Origin of the sequence: Streptomyces sp. NPDC048370 (assembly GCF_043200825.1) — a bacterium.
GTDB lineage: Bacteria > Actinomycetota > Actinomycetes > Streptomycetales > Streptomycetaceae > Streptomyces.
This window is the reverse complement of record NZ_JBICYI010000002.1, coordinates 214,688-231,632: the sequence shown is the minus strand read 5'-3', so window position 1 is coordinate 231,632 and position 16,945 is coordinate 214,688. Positions and strand designations below refer to the sequence as shown.

The following is a 16,945-nucleotide window of genomic DNA, read 5'->3' as shown; positions in this document are numbered from 1 at the left end:
CCGCGGCATCGGCCCGAGGGCCGCGGATCCGTCGGCCCCAAGTCGGAGTGAATCCCCGTCCTTTCGGCCGATGCGCGGCACGCCGCGGTCCCTAGGCTGAGAACCGTGCTCCGAGACGACCTGCGAACCCTGTGGACCGAACCCCGGCCGCCCGACGCGCCCGCCCGGGTGCGGCGGGACTGGGCGCTGCTCGCCGCGGGCCTTGCCGGTGTGGCGCTGGAGGCCACCCTCCGTGAGAACGTCGTGTGGCGGCCGGTGGCGGTGGTGCTCGCCGTATGGCTGTGCCTGCTGCCCCTGTGGCGCCGGACCCGCCCGCTGGCGGTGGTGACGCTGGCGTTCGGCTCGGTGATCCTGCTTCCGGTGGCCTCGCTCGTCGCCGCACCGCGCGAGCCCGTCGGCCTGTACACCGGCGCGGTCGTGCTCGTGCTGGTGTACGCGCTGCCCCGGTGGGGATCGGGACGGGAGATCGTGCTGGGCGGCGCGGTGATCCTCGCAGCCGGCGCGCTGTGTGTCGTCACGGACGAGACCCCGGTCGTGGAAAAGGTCGTGGGCTACGTCTTCCTGCTGCTGCCCGGCGTGGTCGGGGCTGCCGTGCGGTTCCGTGTCACCGCTCGCGAGCGGCAGTTGGAGCAGGTACGTTCCCGCGAGCGCGAGCAGCTCGCCCGGGAACTGCACGACACGGTGGCCCACCATGTGTCGGCCATGGTGATCATCGCTCAGGCGGGCCGGGTGCTCGCGGGCACCGACCCGTCCGCCGCCGTCGGGGCGCTGGAGGGGGTCGAGGAGGAAGGGGCGCGCACGCTGGAGGAAATGCGCGCCATGGTCGCCGCGCTGCGCGACCGCGGGGTCGGCGCCGAGCTGGCGCCGCCTGCCGGTGTCGCGGATCTGGAGCGCCTGGTGCGCACCCCGGGTGGTCGCCTCAGGGTCGACCTGGGGCTCGACGGCGAACTGGACGCGCTGCCCCCGGCCGTGGACGCGGCCGTCTACCGGATCGTGCAGGAGTCGGTGACCAACGCGCTGCGCCATGCGGTCGACGCGACCGAGGTCGTCGTCCGGGTCGCCGCGGAACGGCACATGGTGCGGGTGAGCGTGCGCGACAACGGCCGGCGCACCGGCCGGGGTCGCGACGGATACGGACTTACCGGATTGCGCGAGCGCGCGACGCTGCTCGGCGGCACACTACGAGCCGGCCCGGGTACCGACCGGGGCTGGCATGTCGACGCCGAACTGCCGAGAGCGAGGAGCGAGAGCGGTGTCCATTCGCGTCCTCGTCGCTGACGACCAGACGATCATCCGTACCGGGTTGCGGATCATGTTGAACGCCCAGCCCGGCATCGAGGTGGTCGGCGAGGCCGCCGACGGACGGGAGGCGGTACGTCTGGCCCGCGAACTGCGCCCCGACGTCTGCCTGTTCGACATCCGCATGCCTGTACTCGACGGGCTCGAGGCCACCCGGCTGGTCGCCGGCCCGGGCGTCGCCGACCCGTTGGCCGTGGTCGTCATCACCACGTTCGACCTCGACGAGTACGTCTACGGCTCACTGCGTGCCGGCGCCCGCGGATTCCTCCTCAAGGACACGGGACCGGACCTTCTGGCGCAGGCCGTACGGTCGGCGTCCGACGGTGAGGCGCTCATCGCGCCCAGCGTCACCGTCCGTCTGCTCCAGGCGTTCGCGGACCTGCCCGCCGGCCGGCCCGCGGCCCAGCCGGTCTCCCCCGTCACCGCCCGCGAGGAGCAGGTGCTCCTCGCCGTCGCTCGCGGGCTGACCAACACCGAGATCGCCGACGCGCTGCACATCAGCCTCAGCACGGTGAAGACGCATCTGGCGAGCCTGATGGCCAAACTCGGTGCTCGCAACCGGGTCGAGATCGCGATGTGGGCCTACGAAACGCGCCGCATCCTCCCCGGAACCTGAGCCGGGTGCCGGGCCATGTCCCATGAGTCCCCGCCCGGCCCCCGTCACCCCCGCGCCCCCTCCCCGTTTGCGGTCCGGTCCTGGGCGCGGGAGGGTGCCTGTGGGGCGGACGGGCAGGAGGAGTCCAGATGGGGATCGCCACCGTGAATCCCGCCACGGGCGAGACGCTGCGCACCTATGACGCGCACGGTCACGACGAGGTGGAGCGGCGGGTCGCCGCTGCGTACGAGACGTTCCGGCAGTACCGCGCCTCCTCGTTCGCCGAACGCGCCCGCCTCATGCGCCGTGCCGCGGACCTCCTCGACGAGGATGCCGAGGACGTCGCGCGCACGATGACCACCGAGATGGGCAAGCCGATCTCGGCCGCCCGCGCCGAGGCCGCCAAGTGTGCCAAGGCGATGCGCTGGTACGCCGACCACGCCGAGGCCCTGCTCGCCGACGAGCACCCCGCCCCGGCGGACGTGCGGGACTCCGGCGCCGACGCCGCCCGCGTCCACTACCGGCCCCTCGGCCCGATCCTCGCCGTCATGCCGTGGAACTTCCCGCTCTGGCAGGTCATCCGGTTCGCCGCGCCCGCTCTCATGGCCGGGAACACCGGGCTCCTCAAGCACGCCTCCAACGTGCCGAGGACCGCCCTCTACCTCGGCGACCTCTTCCGCCGGGCCGGCTTCCCCGAGGGCTGCTTCCAGACGCTCCTCATCGGCTCCGGTGCCGTCGAGGCGGTCCTGCGCGACCGTCGGGTCGTTGCCGCCACCCTCACCGGGAGCGAGCCGGCGGGTCGCTCGGTCGCCGCCATCGCGGGCGACGAGGTCAAGAAGACGGTCCTGGAGCTCGGCGGCAGCGACCCGTACATCGTGATGCCGTCCGCCGACGTCCCCCGTGCCGTCAAGACCGCCGTCACCGCGCGCGTGCAGAACAACGGCCAGTCCTGCATCGCGGCGAAGCGCTTCATCGTCCACGGCGACGTCTACGACGACTTCGCCGAACGCTTCACCGCCGCCATGTCCGCGCTCACGGTCGGCGACCCCCTCGACGACTCCACCGACGTCGGCCCGCTCGCCACCGAACAGGGCCGCGCCGACCTGGAGGAACTCGTCGACGACGCCGTGAGCAAGGGTGCCACGGTCCTCTGCGGCGGCTCCCGGCCCGCGGACCACCCGCGCGGCTGGTTCTACCTGCCGACGGTGCTGACCGGGATCACCCCGGAGATGCGCGTCCACCAGGAGGAGACCTTCGGCCCGGTCGCCACGCTCTACCAGGTCGGTGACATCGAAGAGGCCGTGGCCGTCGCCAACGACTCGCCGTTCGGGCTCAGTTCGAACGTGTGGACGCGCGACGACGCGGACATCGCCTTCTTCGTACGGGACTTGGAGGCGGGCGGCGTGTTCGTCAACGGCATGACGGCCTCCCACCCCGCGCTCCCGTTCGGCGGCGTGAAGCGCTCCGGCTACGGCCGGGAGCTCTCCGGCCACGGCATCCGCGAGTTCTGCAACGCGACGACGGTCTGGCAGCGGACCTGATCCCGGCCGCCATCCCTCCCGCCATCCTTCCGCTATGCCTCCCGCGTCCACGCCAACAGCTCTTCCGCCGACCAGGTGTTGACGACCCGCTCCGTCGGCACCCCGCACTCCTCCGCCCGCGCGCACCCGAAGATCTGCCACTCCAGCTGCCCCGGCGCGTGGGCGTCCGTGTCCACCGCGAACCACACCCCCGCCTCCACCGCCGCCCGCAACAGCCGGCGCGGCGGGTCGAGGCGCTCCGGGCGGCTGTTGATCTCCACCGCCGTCCCCGACTCGGCGCAGGCGGCGAAGACGCGCTCCGCGTCGAAGACCGACTCCGGCCGCAACCGTCCCCCGCTGACCAGCCGCCCCGTGCAGTGGCCGAGGATGTCCATCAGCGGATTGCGTACCGCCTTCTCCATCCGCCGGGTCATCGCCGGCGCGTCCATCCGCAGCTTCGAGTGAACGGAGCCGACCACGACGTCCAGCCGGTCGAGGAGCTCGGGCTCCTGGTCCAGCGAACCGTCCTCCAGGATGTCGCACTCGATCCCGGTCAGCAGCCTGAACGGTGCCCACTCCTCGTTCAGCCCTGCCACCACGTCCAGTTGCTCGCGCAGCCGCTCGGGCGACAGGCCGCGCGCCACCTTCAGACTGGGGGAGTGATCGGTCAGGACCGCCCACTCATGGCCGATCCGGGCCGCGGTCCGGCCCATGTCCTCGATCGTGCTGCCGCCGTCCGACCATTCGGAGTGAAGATGGCAGTCGCCCCGCAGCGCCGCCCGCAGCGTCTCGCCGCCGGTGACCTCCGGCACGGGGATCTCGGCCTCCAGACGCTCCAGATACTCCGGCACCCGCCCCTCCAGGGCCTCCCGGATCACGGCCGCCGTCTTCGGCCCGATGCCCTTGACCGACTCCAGGCTCCCGGCCGTCGCGCGCCGCTCGGCCTCACCCTCCGCCATGGCCGCGACAGCGGCGGACGCGGTACGGAACGCCCGTACGCGGTACGTGGGCGCCTGCGAGCGCTCAAGCAGGAAAGCGATCCGGTCCAGCGCCGCCACGGGGTCCATATCGGCTCCTCACCACTAGCCCGCGCCCAGGGATCCGGGCGCGACCCCGGCGTGCACCGGGCCGATCTCGCACCACACCGCCTTGCCCTCGCCGCGCGGCTCCACGCCCCACCGCGACGCCAGCGCGTCGAGCAGCAGCAGCCCGCGCCCCGAGGTCGCCGCCTCGCCCGGCGTACGCCGCCGGGGCCAGGCGCTCGAACGGTCCTGCACCGACAGCCGCACCCGGCGCACCGGCTCCGGCAGCACCTCGAGGGTGAGCACCGCGCCGCCCTCCGTGTGCAGCAGTACGTTCACGAGCAGCTCACCGGTCAACAGCTCGGCATCGTCGGCCAGTTCGGACATGTTCCAGTCCCGCAGCGCCTGGCTCACCGCGGCCCGCGCGTCCGAGAGGCCCTGCGGATCGGCCTGGTGGATGTACTGGTGGATGCGCGGCGCACGCGGAGTCCCCGGGTCCGGGCTGCGCCGCAGCACCAGCAGGGCCACGTCGTCCCCCGCACCCCAGCGCTCCCACAGCTGCTCCGACAGGTGGTCCGCGAGCGCCTCCGCCTGCGGCGGACCGGCGCTCATCGCCTCCGACAGGGCCTCCAGACCGGCCTGGATGTCCGAGCCCGGCTGCTCGACCAGTCCGTCGGTGCAGAGCACCAGCGTCTCGCCGGGCACGAGGTCGAGCCGGGTCTCCGGGAACTCCTCGTCCCCGAACACGGTCGCGAGACCGAGCGGCAGCCCACCCCGCAGCTTGGGCTGCCCGACGCGGCCGTCGGTGTGCCGGATCAGCGGCCCCAGGTGCCCGGCGCGCACGGCCCGCACCGTGCCGGTGCCCAGGTCGACCTGGGCGTAGGTGCAGGTCGCGAAGCGGTTGGTGTCCAGTTCGGCGAGGAAACGGGAGGCCCGCGCCAGGACCGTCGAAGGCGCGTGGCCCTCACCCGCGTACGCCCGCAGCGCGATCCGCAGCTGCCCCATGATCGCGGCCGCGTGCGTGTCGTGGCCCTGGACGTCCCCGACCACGACCCCGACCCGGCCGCGGGGCAGCGCGATCACGTCGTACCAGTCGCCGCCGACCTGACGCCCGCTCCAGGCCGCGTGGTAGCGGACGGCGATCTCGCCGCCGGTGATCGCCGGGATGCGGCGCGGCAGCATGGTCTCCTGCAGCCCGGTGGCCAGCTCCCGCTCCTCGTCGAAGAGGATGGCGCGCTGGAGGGACTGCGCGACGATCGCGGCGAGGCCGAGCAGCAGATTGCGCTCGTCGGCGTTGAACGAGGAACGGCGCCGGTAGAACAGCGCCATCCCGCCCAGCGACCGGGCCTGGGCGACGAGCGGCAGGTAGCAGGCGGACGTGAACTTCAGCCGCTCGACGTAGGGCGCCAGTTCCGGGTAGTCCCGCCCGAGGGTGGCGAACGCGGACACGAACCGCGGCCGGCCGCTCAGCACCGCCTCCGCCAGCGGCAGTCCCCGGTCGAGGCGGTGCGAACGGAAGTCGTTCAGGGCCTCCAGAGACTCCCCGCTGAGCGCGATGACGTTGAGCGAACCGTTCTCGACCAGGCCGAGCGCGAGCCCGTCCGCGCCGAGCCGGGCGAGCCCCCCGGGACCGGTCATGGCCGCCGTCACGTCGTCGACGGTCACCGCCCGCGACAGCGCGTGCGTGGTCCGCTCGACGATGCTCGTCTGGACCTCGCGGCGCTTCTCCAGGTCGAGGACGAAGGCGGAGTGGGTGACCTCGGCGGTCGTGTCGCGGACGACGCCGACGATCCGGTGGGCCCGCTGGTCCGGCGTCCGCAGAATTCGCGCCTGGACATGCGTCCACTGGGGTGTTCCGTCGTCGCCCTCGATCCGGAACTGCGCGGTGTACGAGCTCTCGCCGCTGGTGATCGCCGCCCGCACGACCCCGTCGACCCGGGCACGCTCTTCGGGGTCGAGGCGCCGGACGAGCGAGGCGGGGCGCCCGTCGAACTCGCCCGCTTCCAGCCCGAAGACCAGCAGCCCGGCCTCGTCGACGTCGATGGTGCCCGTGTCGAGGTCCCAGTCGAAGCTGCCGGTCCGATTCATGGCGAGCCGCTCGGTGGGCCCGATCTCGCCACTGCGCGTGCGCCGGTCGTCATCGGTCATCCTCACCATTGTCGAACCCGCACCCCTCCGACGCCATGGCGGCGACACACCGAGTGCCCGAGTTGTGACCGACGGGGGCGCGCCGGGGGCGGTCGGACCGGTGGCCGCGCGGGGGAGAATGGGCCGATGATCATCCGGTACCGCGTCCTCGGCCCCTGTCAGGCCCTCCGGGCCGACGGCGAGGAGGCCGTCCTCGGCGGCGCCCGCCTCCGTGCCCTGCTCGCGGTCCTGGCGGGCGCGGAAGGGCGCGCCGTACGGGCCGGTGAGCTGATCGAGCTGATCTGGGAGGGCGCCCCGCCCGGCGACGGCACCGAGGCGCTCCAAGCGCTGGTCGGGCGGCTCCGCCGGGCGCTGGGACGGGACGCCGTGGACTCCTCCGCGGGCGGGTACCTGCTCGCCGCGGGGGCCGAGGACGTGGACCTGTACGTCTTCGAGCGGCTGGCGGCCGAGGGCGCGGAGGCGCTGGCGGCCGGGGAGGCGGAGCGGGCGGCGCGCCTGCTCGACGAGGCGCTCGGGCTGTGGCGCGGGCCCGCGCTCGCCGATCTGCCCGGCCGGGACGGCGACCCGCTGGTCCTACGGGCGGACCAGCGCCACGCACAGGCCCGCAGGGACCGCCTCGCCGCCACCGTGGCCCTCGGCCGGGCCGCGACCGCAGTGGCCCCGCTGGAGGCCCTCGCGGCGGAGCAGCCCCTGGACGAGAGCGTTCAGGCGCTCCGGATCCGCGCCCTGCGGGCGGCCGGGCGCGGGGCCGAGGCCCTGCGCGCGTACGAGGAGGTCCGCACCGTGCTCGCGGATCGCCTGGGGACGGATCCGGGAGCCGAACTACGGGGCCTGTACGCGGAGTTGCTCGCGGGCGACGGGCCGACGGCGGAGCCGCCTCCCAGGCTGCCCGCACGGCTGACCTCGTTCGTCGGACGGGAGAGGGAACTCGACGCTCTGGTGGCCGAGTTGGCGAGGCGTCGGCTGGTCACCCTGATCGGGCCGGGCGGCGTGGGGAAGACCAGGCTGGCCCTGGAGGCCGCCGACGCCGGGTCGCGGCGGTGGCCGGACGGGGTGTGGTCGGCCGAACTCGCCTCCGTGCGCGAGGAGTCCGAGGTGGCGGCCGCCGTCCCCACCGCACTCGGCGGCCGGGAGACGCAGCAGTGGGGAGCCGCACCCCGGGACGCGCTCACGCGCCTGGTGGAGCACTGCGGTACGCGTCGGCTGCTGCTGATCCTCGACAACTGCGAGCATGTGATCGGTGCGGCGGCCGAGTTGGCGGAGGTGTTGCTCGCGCGGTGTCCGGGGGTGTCGGTTCTGGCGACGAGTCGTGAACCGTTGGGTGTGCCGGGGGAGTTCGTGCGTCCGGTGGAGCCGTTGCCGCAGGACAAGGCGGTGCGTCTGCTGGCGGACCGGGGTGCGGCGGCGCGGCCGGGGTTCGATCCGGCCGATGATCCGGAGGCGTGTGCGGAGATCTGCCGGCGCCTTGACGGTCTGCTGTTGGCGATCGAGCTGGCGGCGGCGCGGTTGCGGGTGCTGTCGCCGCGTCAGGTGGCGGACCGGCTCGACGACCGTTTCCGGTTGTTGACCTCGGGGGCGCGGACGGTGCTTCCGCGTCAGCAGACCCTGCGGGCGGTCGTCGACTGGTCCTGGGAGCTGCTGACCGAGCCTGAACGGGCGGTGCTGCGGCGGTTGTCGGTGTTCTCGGGCGGTTGTGACCTGGAGGCGGCGGAGGCGGTCGGCCCGTCCGGCGACGACACCCTCGACCTGCTCGGTTCTCTTGTCGACAAGTCGCTGGTGGTGGCGGCGCCGGGTGACGACGGGGGTATGCGGTACCGGTTGTTGGAGACCGTCGCGGAGTACGCGGGGGAGCGGCTGGACGAGGCCGGGGACCGGGGTGAGGCCGAGCGCCGGCACCTGGTCCACTACCGCGAGCTGGCCCGCCACGCCGACCCCGCGCTCCGCGGCGGCGGCCAGCCGGCCTGGCTGAGCCGCCTCGAAACCGAGCACGGCAACGTGACCGCCGCCCTGCGGACCGCCGTGGACCTCGGCGCGGAACAGGAGGCGCTCTGCCTGGTCCTGTCCATGAGCTGGTTCTGGCAGCTCAGAGCCCGGCAGGCCGACGCCCGCCTCTGGTCGCGGGCCGCAGCCGCCCTCGGCCCCGACCCGTTCGCCCCGCCCGTCCGACACGCCGTCCCCCTCGCCGACCGCTGCACCGACACCCCGCCGCCGTGGTCCGAGGAGCAGCTGTGGGAGGCGCGACGCGGCTGCCGGCTGCTCGTCCTCGCGGCCGAGGGCGGCGAGGGCGCCACTGCCCTCGAACGGCCCGAGTCCCGCGCCCGCCTCGACGCCATCGTCTCCGCCTACCGCCCCGGCATGCCCCAGAACTGCCGCCAGCCGGGCACCATGTGGTTCTTCGCCCGCCTGATGACCGGCGAGTTCCACAGCCTCGACGAGACCCTCGACGCCCTCCTCGCCGCCTGCCGCGCCGAAGGCCTCGGCTGGGACCTCGCCTTCACCCACCTGCTCCGGGCCAGACTCCTGGGCGACCGCCCCGCCGACGCCGAGGCCGCGCTCGCCCACTTCGAGCGGGTCCAGGACGCCTGGGGCATCGCCGAGTCCCGCTCCGCGCGCGGCGAGGCGTACGAACGGTCGGGCCGCCTCGCCGAGGCCGCCGCCGACTACGAACACGCCGCCCGGGCCGCCGCCGGGCTCGCCGCCCGCTCCCAGGCCACCGCGTTCACGGCTCGGCTCGCCGCCGTACGGCTACGGCTCCCCGCCACGGACGCCGAGGCGCACGCGGCGGCCGAAGGGCTCCTCGTAGAGATGGCCGAGAAGGCCTCCACGGAGTCGAGCGGGGAGCCGGTCAGCACGGCCCGCCTGCTCCTCGCCCAGCACTACGGACACACCGGACGCACCGCCCTCGCCCGGGAGCAGGTCGACCGCATGGAGGAGGAGTTCCGAGGCGACACGCCCGACCTCTTCCTCGGCGTGACCGGGGGACTGCGCGGCTGGCTCGACTGTCTGGACGACGCGTACGCCGAGGCCGCCGACCGCCTCACCCGTGCCGTACGGGACGTGGAAGGCCTCGCGTACCTCGTGGCCCCGTACCTCGTCGTCGGCCTGTTCCCGGCGGCGGCCTGGGCGCGCACGGGACGCGGCGCGCCGCACGACGCCGAGGACGGCGCCCGCCTGCTCGGCGCGTACGACGCCCACCACGGGGACGCGGGCGGGGCCGGCTTCCGCCCCTTCACCGAGCAGACCGAGTCCTCCGTACGGGACCACGCGGAACGGGCGCTCCGTAAGGCCCTCGACCCGGCGACGTACGCACAGCGGTACGAGGACGGCGCCGCCCTCTCCGTACAGGAGGCGGCGGCCCTTTTCTGAACCTGGGAGGCGCGGCCGGTGGCCGCCGTCTCAGCTCGGACTGGCCGGGGCGCGGGAAGTACAGCTTCACCTGCTGGTCCGGTCCGGCGAGGGCGAGATCGGCGAGGGAGTCGCCACCGCAGGTGACCCGGACCGTGCGCGGGGTGACCTGGCGGACGCCGACGACCGGATACTGCGGAGGGGGAGAGCGGCGGGCGGCGTCGGGGGCATCGAGGGCTCCTGGTGGTCGGTGGGGGCGGGGATTCCCTGGGGCCCCGGGGGATTCCCCGGGGTTTCCACCCTCCCCACCCGCGCCGAGACGGGGCCGACTCGGAACCGACACGGCGGAGCCGGCCCGGCGGCCCGGATGCGGTCCCGGGAACCGGACACGAGAATGGCCGGTACCGGAAGAACGAGTATGGAGGCGGCATGAACGCTGAGTCCGACAAGACATCTCCGGGGGAGAGCCCGACGCCCGACCGCCTCTTGCATGCCGGGTCGGAGGGCGAATACACGGCGGAGGACCTGATCCTCGCCTCCGGACGTGACGTGAATCCGAAGAGCCTCGCGTGGGCGGAGCGCCGTATGGCGGAGAAGGGACGCGCCTCCCTGGACGAGCTCCTGCCCTGACCCCAGCCACCAGCCAGCTCAAGCGCACCACAGCTCAGGAGCTCGTAGCTCGGCAGCTCGTAGCTCAGCAGCTCGTAGCTCGGCAGAGCACCCGACCGCCTTGGCCCGGACGTTCCCCCACCGAGCCAAGGCGGTACGCGATGCCCGCACTCCCCACCCCCCGGCGCCGCACGCGTCATGCACCGCCCGCGCCCCGTCCCCGGGTCCGTCGTGGGGCTTCCCCATTTGTGGAACACGTTCTACCGTGGCCGCCGTCGCGCGCACGGTACCCAGGACGCCGCCACGGGAGGCCCCATGCACCTCGAGTACACGCCCGCCCAGCACCGCCTGCGCGAGGAGCTGCGTGCGTACTTCGCCGAACTCGTGCCGGACGACGTCCACGCGCGCTACGCCGACCCCGCCGCGCAGAAACGCTTCTACCGCGAGACCGTGCGCAGGCTCGGCACCGACGGCTGGCTCGGTGTCGGCTGGCCCGTCGAGTACGGAGGCCGGGGGCTGAGCCCCATGGAACAGTTCATCTTCTTCGACGAGGCCGCCCAGGCCGGTGTCCCGCTGCCGCTCATGGCACTGAACACCGTCGGTCCGACGATCATGCAGTTCGGCACCGACGAGCAGAAGGCCTACTTCCTGCCCAAGATCCTCTCCGGCGAGATCGACTTCGCCATCGGCTACAGCGAGCCCGACGCGGGGACGGACCTCGCCGCCCTCAAGACCAGGGCCGTGCGGGACGGCGACACGTACGTCGTCGACGGGCAGAAGATCTGGACGACGAACGGCGACACCGCCGACTGGGTCTGGCTCGCCGTCCGCACCGACCCGGACGCCCCCGCACACAAGGGCATCACCATGCTCCTCGTCCCGACGAGCGACCCCGGCTACTCCTGCACCCTCATCAACACCCTCGCCTCGCACGACACCACCGCCAGCTACTACGAGAACGTCCGCGTCCCGGTCTCCCGCCGCGTCGGTGAGGAGAACAAGGGCTGGCGGCTCATCACCAACCAGCTCAACCACGAGCGCGTGACCCTCGCCGCCCACGGCACGATGGCCATCCGGGCCCTCCACGACGTCCAGCGCTGGGCCGCCGACACCAAGCTCGCCGACGGCCGCCGGGTCATCGACCTCGGCTGGGTGCGCCGGAGCCTCGCCCGTACGCACGCCAGGCTCGACGCGATGAAACTCCTCAACTGGCAGATGGTGAACGCGGTCCAGCAGGGCACCCTCACCCCGCAGGACGCCTCCGCCGTCAAGGTCTACGGCTCCGAGGCCCGCCGCGACGCCTACGCCTGGCTGATGGAGGTCGTCGGCTCGGCCGGCGCCCTCAAGGAGGGCTCCGCGGGCACGGTCCTCCACGGCGAACTCGAACGCGGCTACCGCTCGGCGGTCATCTTCACCTTCGGCGGCGGCAACAACGAGATCCAGCGGGAGATCATCTCCTGGATCGGTCTGGGCATGCCCCGCGTCCGCCGCTGAGAACTGTGGTGGTCAGGGGTTCGGCGGCGGCTCTCCGGACGGTCAGGTCGTCGGGCGGCCGCCGAAGGACCAGACGTGGACCTCGATGTCGGTGTACCGCTCGGGGGTCCGCAGGACCGCTGCGGCCGTCGCCGCGTCCGGCGCGCGGACCAGGGCCGCCGTGCCCACCCAGGTGGCGCCGTCGTCGGACAGCAGAGGCCCGTACGCGATCAGGTCGTCCCGGTCTGCCGGATCGGTCGGTGCCGACGGAGGGTGAGGCCGACGGGCTCCCCCTCCCCGAGGCCCAGGAGCAGGTAGCGGTTGCCGCCCTCGCGGCCGCCGGGGTACTCCCGCATCGTCCGCCCCAGCGTGTTGCGCCACCGCCGCAGCAGGACGTCCCGGTACACCCCGGCCTGGTAGTTGGGCTCGTCGAAGGCGAACGCCCGGGCCGCGTCGGCGTCGGGCAGGTCGACGATGTGCACGCTGCCCGTGCAGCTCGACGAGGTGTGGAGGCCGGTCGGGGGCTATGGCCGGTAGGACGGTACACGGCACACTGTTCGTGATCACCGCGCGCGAACGGAGAGCCCGATGCCCGACCAGAGCGAGTCGACCGAACCGGCCGACGGGACCACACCCGACGAAACGATCCTGCCCGCCCCCGACCCGGGTGCCGACGCCGACTCGGGCGCCGCCGCCCCCGACCCCGCCGACTCGGGCGCTCCCGTACACCCGTCGTACCCGGTGCGGACGAAGCGGCTGAGGCTGCGTCCCGTACGCCGTGACGACCTCGAAGCCATCTACGCCCACCGCTCGTTGCCCGAGGTCGCGCTCTATCTTCCGCACGAGCCGCACACCCGTGAGGTGACCGCCGAGACCATCGAGCGCGTGATCGCGGGGGAGGCGCTCGCCCAGCCCGGGGACTGGCTCGACCTGGCCGTGGAGGACGCGTCGGGGCGGGTCGTGGGTGAGGTGCTGCTCCGGCGTGAGCCGGGCGAACCGGACACCGGGCAGGTCGGGTTCGCCTTCCACCCGGACGTCCACGGCACGGGCATCGCCACGGAGGCCGTCTCGGGCGCGCTCGACATCGCCTTCGACGACTTCGGCTGGCACCGCGTGATCGGGATCTGCGACGTACGGAACCTCGCGTCCGCGGCCCTCATGCGCCGCATCGGGATGCGGCACGAATCCGTCCTGCGCGACAGCACGTTCTTCAAGAACGCCTGGTGCAGCGACTCGCAGTTCGCCGTGCTCGCCGACGAGTGGCGCAAGGCCCCGGCACGCTCCACGGACGAACGCGCCGTCGACCGGGCGCTCTCCGCCTTCCTCGGCGCGTTCACGCGCCGCGCCGGAGAGCCGGTCCGCCTGGACGCGGCCCGGGCGGTCCTCGCACCCGATGCCGTGATCGAGTACGTGGCGGAGGGCGGGCAGGATGTCGTCCGGATGGACGTGGAGGAGTTCTTGGCGCCCCGTGAGATTTTTCTGAACGGCACGGAGTTGACCGACTTCGAGGAGTTCGAGGTCAGTTGGTCGACCGTCGTCACCGTCGGCCGCGCCCTGCGGTCCTCCCTCTTCCACAAGCACGGCATCCGCGACGGCGCGCCGTTCTCGGGCTGGGGACGCCAGCACACGCAGTTCGCGAAGACCACGGGCGGTGACTGGCTCATCGAGTCCGTCGTGTGGGAGGAATCGTGATCACTCCGCGCATCGAGCACCCGCGCACCCGGGGGCATCCGGGCACCCGGATCTCCGGATCCTCTCGACGGACGAAGTACGGCTTCCCCCGGCCGATCCGGCCCAGGCGCACGTAGCCTGAACGTATGAGGCAGAGGCAGGACGCCGACCCCGGGCTCTTCGGCCCCGACTCCGTGACCTGGCAGCTGCACGGTGACCCGGTGATGTGGATCGCCGGCGTCCGCGCGCTGTACCTGCAGGCGCTCCACCCCGTCGCCGTTCGCGGAGTCATGATCAACAGTGACTTCCGCCGCGACGCCTGGGGCAGACTGCTGCGGACGGCGAACTTCGTCGGCACGATCAGCTACGGCACCACCGAGGCCGCCGAGATCGCCGGCGCCCGCGTGCGGAAGATCCACCGGCTCCTGGGAGTCGACGACCCCGAGCTCCTCCTCTGGGTGCACTGCGCCGAGGTCGACTCGTACCTCTCCGTCGTCCGCCGCTCCGGCATCCCCCTCACCGACGCCCAGGCGGACCGCTACATCGACGAACACCGCGTCTCCGCCCGCCTCGTCGGACTGGACCCGACCGCCGTGCCCGCCACCGCCGACGAACTCGCCGCCTACTTCGACGACGTACGGCCGCGACTCGCCGCCGGAGCGGACGCCCACACCGTCGACACCTTTCTGCGCCGCCCGCCCGTCAACCCCGCCCTCGTCCCGGCGCGCGAGATCATCTGGCGGCGCGTGGTGTCACTCGCCTACAACTGCCTGCCCCTCTACGCCCACGAGCTCTACGGCAGGTCCGCTCCGCCGCCCGACACCGTCACGTACCAACTCACCGCGACGGCCAACCTGCTGCGTTCGATTCCGGCCAGGCTCCGCTGGCGGCTTCCGCCAGGTCACATTCTGAACGCGATGTCCCGGCTTGGCCCCGACGCGCGCCCCGCCCCGTACAAACTCCGCAATCAGGGAGCCATACTGGACGGGCCGGGGAGGGCGCGAGGACCATACGGGGGCGACAACACGCGATGGCGGACACCAGGCTGATCCAGGGCCGGTACCGGCTGCACGACGTGATCGGGCGCGGCGGTATGGGCGAGGTGTGGCGGGCCACCGACGAGTCGCTCGGCCGCCGGGTCGCCGTCAAGTGCCTCAAGCCGCTCGGACCCCAGCGTGACGCGCACTTCGTGACGGTGCTGAGGGAACGGTTCCGGCGCGAGGCCCGCGTCGCCGCCTCCCTCCAGCACCGGGGCGTCACCGTCGTCCATGACTTCGGCGAGTACGACGGCGTGCTCTTCCTCGTCATGGAGCTGCTGGAGGGGCAGAACCTCAGCCAGCTCATGGAGGAGAACAAGCAGCACCCGCTCCCCGTGCAGGACGTCGTGGACATCGCCGAGCAGGTCGCCGACGCGCTCGCCTACACCCACCGTCAGGGCATCGTCCACCGCGACCTGAAGCCGGCCAACATCATGCGGCTCGGCGACGGCGCCGTGAAGATCTGCGACTTCGGGATCGCGCGCCTCGGCGACAACATCGGCCACAGCTCCCAGCTCACCGGCACAGGCATCGCCATGGGCACCCCGCACTACATGTCACCGGAGCAGATCAGCGGCGGCCAGGTCGACCACCGCAGCGACCTGTACTCGCTGGGGTGTGTGCTGTACGAGATCGCCACCGGCGCCCCGCCCTTCGACCTGGAGGACGCCTGGGCCGTCCTCGTCGGCCACCGCGACACCCCGCCCGAACCCCTGCGGACGCACCGGGCCGAACTGCCGGACTACCTGGACCGGATCGTCCTCGACCTGCTCGCCAAGACCCCCGACGACCGCCCCACCGACGCGAGCGTCCTGCGCCGACGGATCATCTCGGCCCGCACGGGCCTCCCTCCCGTGCAGGCGCCCGCCGAGGCGTCGGCGTCGACGTCTGCACCGCGGAGACTGCCCTCCTGGGCACGGGGGATGACGGTCGGGCCCCGCGCGACCGCCGATTCGCTCGCGGCGCGGATCCCGGCGTACGACCCCGCCACCGAGCTCACGGGGGAGTGGACGGCAGCGTCCCGCGTGGTGCCCCCGCGCACCCCGGACGGCAGGGAGAGGGCCGCCGCGCCGCCGGAACTCCTCGCCGTGCTCGCCGGCCGGCACCGGGCCGGGCTCGGCCTCGGCCGGCTCGGCCGCTGGGACGAGGCCGAGGACGTGCACCGGTCCGTCGTCGAGGACCGCCGCCGGGTCCTCGGCCCCGACCACCCCGACACCCTCGCCAGCCGGTACGAACTGGGCTTCACCCTCAGCAGGCTCGGCCGCCCCGCCGACGCCCTGCGCGAGTTCGTCGCGGTGGCCGAGGAGCGCGAGCGGGTCCTCGGCGCGGACCACCCCGACACGCTGGCCGCCCGCCAGGAGACGGCGTACGTCCTCGGCCGGCTCGGGCGGCACGTCGAGGCGCACCAGGTGTACGTGGCGGTGCTCGCCTCGCGCGAACGCGCCATGGGGCCGGAGCATCCCGACACGCTGCGCTGCCGCCACAACCTGGCCTTCAACCTGGGGCGGCTCGGACGTCTCGAGGACGCGCACCGGATGGCCTCGGAGGTGGCCGATGCGCGCGGCCGACTGCTCGGGGACGACCACCCCGACACCCTGGTGACCCGTTACGAAGTGGCGTACAACCTCGGGCAGTTGGGACGCTGGGCCGAGGCGCTCGGCACCTACCGCGACGTCGCCGCCGCGCGCTCCGACGTCCTCGGCCCGGAGCACCCCGACACGCTCGCCGCCCGCTACGAGGTCGGCATCTGCCTGGGCCGGGTCGGCCGGAGCGGCGACGCCCTGGACCTCTACCGCGACCTGGTGGCCGTCCGCGCCCGGGTCCTCGGCCCCGACGACCCCGAGACGCTGCGCGCCCGCCACGGCCTCGGCGTCAACCTCGGTCGCCTCTCCCGCTGGGAGGAGGCCGTCGAGGAGGCCCGCGAGGTGTGCGCGGTCAGGGAGCGCGTCCTCGGCGCCGACCACCCGGACACCCTGATCAGCCGCCGCGAGATCGCCGTCGGCCTCGGTTGGCTCGCGCGCTGGCCGGAGGCCCTCGCGGTCTATCGGCAGGTCGCCGAGGCCCGCGAACGCACCCTCGGCCCCGAGCACCCCGACGCGCTGGCGGGCCGGCACGACGAGGCCCACTGCCTCGAACGACTCGGCCGCCACACGGAGGCCGTCGAGCTGTACCGCCGCGTGGCGGCCCTGCGCGTCGCCACCCACGCCCGCCCGCCCCACGCCTGAG

Annotated in this window: 11 protein-coding genes and 2 pseudogenes; 9 read left to right on the top strand and 4 right to left on the bottom strand. The window is 73.4% G+C overall.

Annotated features, from left to right (window positions below; translation table 11 throughout):
- The first annotated feature begins 105 nt into the window (after positions 1–105).
- The 3 genes from ACGFYP_RS04890 to ACGFYP_RS04880 all read left to right on the top strand — a co-directional run bounded on the left by ACGFYP_RS04890 (position 106) and on the right by ACGFYP_RS04880 (position 3,435).
- Positions 106–1,278: a sensor histidine kinase gene (locus ACGFYP_RS04890; RefSeq protein WP_393486436.1), complete on the top strand. Its 1,173-nt coding sequence runs from the start codon at positions 106–108 to the stop codon at positions 1,276–1,278.
- Complete coding sequence (locus ACGFYP_RS04885) at positions 1,253–1,915, top strand: response regulator transcription factor (RefSeq protein WP_147977719.1); 663 nt, start codon at positions 1,253–1,255, stop codon at positions 1,913–1,915. The genes ACGFYP_RS04890 and ACGFYP_RS04885 overlap by 26 nt, the downstream gene beginning before the upstream one ends.
- Positions 1,916–2,043: 128 nt before the next feature.
- Complete coding sequence (locus ACGFYP_RS04880; RefSeq protein ID WP_393486433.1) at positions 2,044–3,435, top strand: NADP-dependent succinic semialdehyde dehydrogenase; 1,392 nt, start codon at positions 2,044–2,046, stop codon at positions 3,433–3,435.
- A 32-nt stretch (positions 3,436–3,467) separates the two neighbouring features.
- On the opposite strand, the gene ACGFYP_RS04875 is transcribed toward ACGFYP_RS04880, so the two are convergent.
- Together ACGFYP_RS04875 and ACGFYP_RS04870 are read right to left on the bottom strand one after the other, a co-directional pair.
- Positions 3,468–4,481, bottom strand: coding sequence for a PHP domain-containing protein (locus ACGFYP_RS04875; protein WP_393486431.1), 1,014 nt, complete (start codon positions 4,479–4,481; stop codon positions 3,468–3,470).
- A gap of 15 nt (positions 4,482–4,496) precedes the next feature.
- Positions 4,497–6,584, bottom strand: a complete 2,088-nt coding sequence (locus tag ACGFYP_RS04870) for a SpoIIE family protein phosphatase (protein ID WP_393486429.1) — start codon at positions 6,582–6,584, stop codon at positions 4,497–4,499.
- A 126-nt stretch (positions 6,585–6,710) separates the two neighbouring features.
- Here ACGFYP_RS04870 and ACGFYP_RS04865 point away from each other — a divergent pair, with 126 nt between their 5' ends.
- The gene (locus ACGFYP_RS04865) at positions 6,711–9,950 is read left to right on the top strand and encodes a BTAD domain-containing putative transcriptional regulator (RefSeq protein WP_393486427.1); all 3,240 of its coding nucleotides are present in this window, start codon (positions 6,711–6,713) and stop codon (positions 9,948–9,950) included.
- A 76-nt stretch (positions 9,951–10,026) separates the two neighbouring features.
- Here the strand turns inward: ACGFYP_RS04865 and ACGFYP_RS04860 are convergent.
- Positions 10,027–10,383, bottom strand: a pseudogene (locus tag ACGFYP_RS04860) (hypothetical protein); the annotation flags it as partial.
- Between ACGFYP_RS04860 and ACGFYP_RS04855 the strand changes: the two are divergent.
- Both ACGFYP_RS04855 and ACGFYP_RS04850 read left to right on the top strand, forming a co-directional pair.
- Positions 10,359–10,559, top strand: a complete 201-nt coding sequence (locus tag ACGFYP_RS04855; RefSeq protein ID WP_361966323.1) for a hypothetical protein — start codon at positions 10,359–10,361, stop codon at positions 10,557–10,559. The pseudogene ACGFYP_RS04860 and the gene ACGFYP_RS04855 sit on opposite strands and share 25 nt — an antisense overlap.
- A gap of 294 nt (positions 10,560–10,853) precedes the next feature.
- Positions 10,854–12,032: an acyl-CoA dehydrogenase family protein gene (locus tag ACGFYP_RS04850; protein ID WP_361966325.1), complete on the top strand. Its 1,179-nt coding sequence runs from the start codon at positions 10,854–10,856 to the stop codon at positions 12,030–12,032.
- Positions 12,033–12,074: 42 nt separating this feature from the next.
- On the opposite strand, the pseudogene ACGFYP_RS04845 reads toward ACGFYP_RS04850, so the two are convergent.
- A pseudogene (locus tag ACGFYP_RS04845) lies at positions 12,075–12,505 on the bottom strand (YciI family protein); the annotation flags it as partial.
- A 94-nt stretch (positions 12,506–12,599) separates the two neighbouring features.
- On the opposite strand from ACGFYP_RS04845, the gene ACGFYP_RS04840 reads away from it, so the two are divergent.
- The 3 genes from ACGFYP_RS04840 (at position 12,600) to ACGFYP_RS04830 (ending at position 16,944) form a co-directional block, all read left to right on the top strand.
- A complete protein-coding gene (locus ACGFYP_RS04840; protein ID WP_393486424.1) occupies positions 12,600–13,703 on the top strand; it encodes a GNAT family N-acetyltransferase in 1,104 nt (367 codons plus the stop codon).
- Positions 13,704–13,828: 125 nt separating this feature from the next.
- Entirely contained in the window at positions 13,829–14,731 is a 903-nt protein-coding gene (locus ACGFYP_RS04835) for an oxygenase MpaB family protein (RefSeq protein WP_393486422.1), read from the top strand.
- Positions 14,713–16,944: a tetratricopeptide repeat protein gene (locus tag ACGFYP_RS04830; RefSeq protein ID WP_393486420.1), complete on the top strand. Its 2,232-nt coding sequence runs from the start codon at positions 14,713–14,715 to the stop codon at positions 16,942–16,944. The genes ACGFYP_RS04835 and ACGFYP_RS04830 overlap by 19 nt, the downstream gene beginning before the upstream one ends.
- The last annotated feature ends 1 nt before the right edge of the window (position 16,945 follow it).

What these genes read in the sequence shown, in the direction of transcription:
- ACGFYP_RS04880 (WP_393486433.1), top strand. Translation starts at nt 2,044, where the DNA reads ATGGGGATCGCCACCGTGAATCCCGCCACGGGCGAGACGCTGCGCACC.
- ACGFYP_RS04875 (WP_393486431.1), bottom strand. Translation starts at nt 4,481, where the DNA reads ATGGACCCCGTGGCGGCGCTGGACCGGATCGCTTTCCTGCTTGAGCGC.
- ACGFYP_RS04870 (WP_393486429.1), bottom strand. Translation starts at nt 6,584, where the DNA reads ATGACCGATGACGACCGGCGCACGCGCAGTGGCGAGATCGGGCCCACC.
- ACGFYP_RS04865 (WP_393486427.1), top strand. Translation starts at nt 6,711, where the DNA reads ATGATCATCCGGTACCGCGTCCTCGGCCCCTGTCAGGCCCTCCGGGCC.
- ACGFYP_RS04855 (WP_361966323.1), top strand. Translation starts at nt 10,359, where the DNA reads ATGAACGCTGAGTCCGACAAGACATCTCCGGGGGAGAGCCCGACGCCC.
- ACGFYP_RS04850 (WP_361966325.1), top strand. Translation starts at nt 10,854, where the DNA reads ATGCACCTCGAGTACACGCCCGCCCAGCACCGCCTGCGCGAGGAGCTG.
- ACGFYP_RS04840 (WP_393486424.1), top strand. Translation starts at nt 12,600, where the DNA reads ATGCCCGACCAGAGCGAGTCGACCGAACCGGCCGACGGGACCACACCC.
- ACGFYP_RS04835 (WP_393486422.1), top strand. Translation starts at nt 13,829, where the DNA reads ATGAGGCAGAGGCAGGACGCCGACCCCGGGCTCTTCGGCCCCGACTCC.
- ACGFYP_RS04830 (WP_393486420.1), top strand. Translation starts at nt 14,713, where the DNA reads ATGGCGGACACCAGGCTGATCCAGGGCCGGTACCGGCTGCACGACGTG.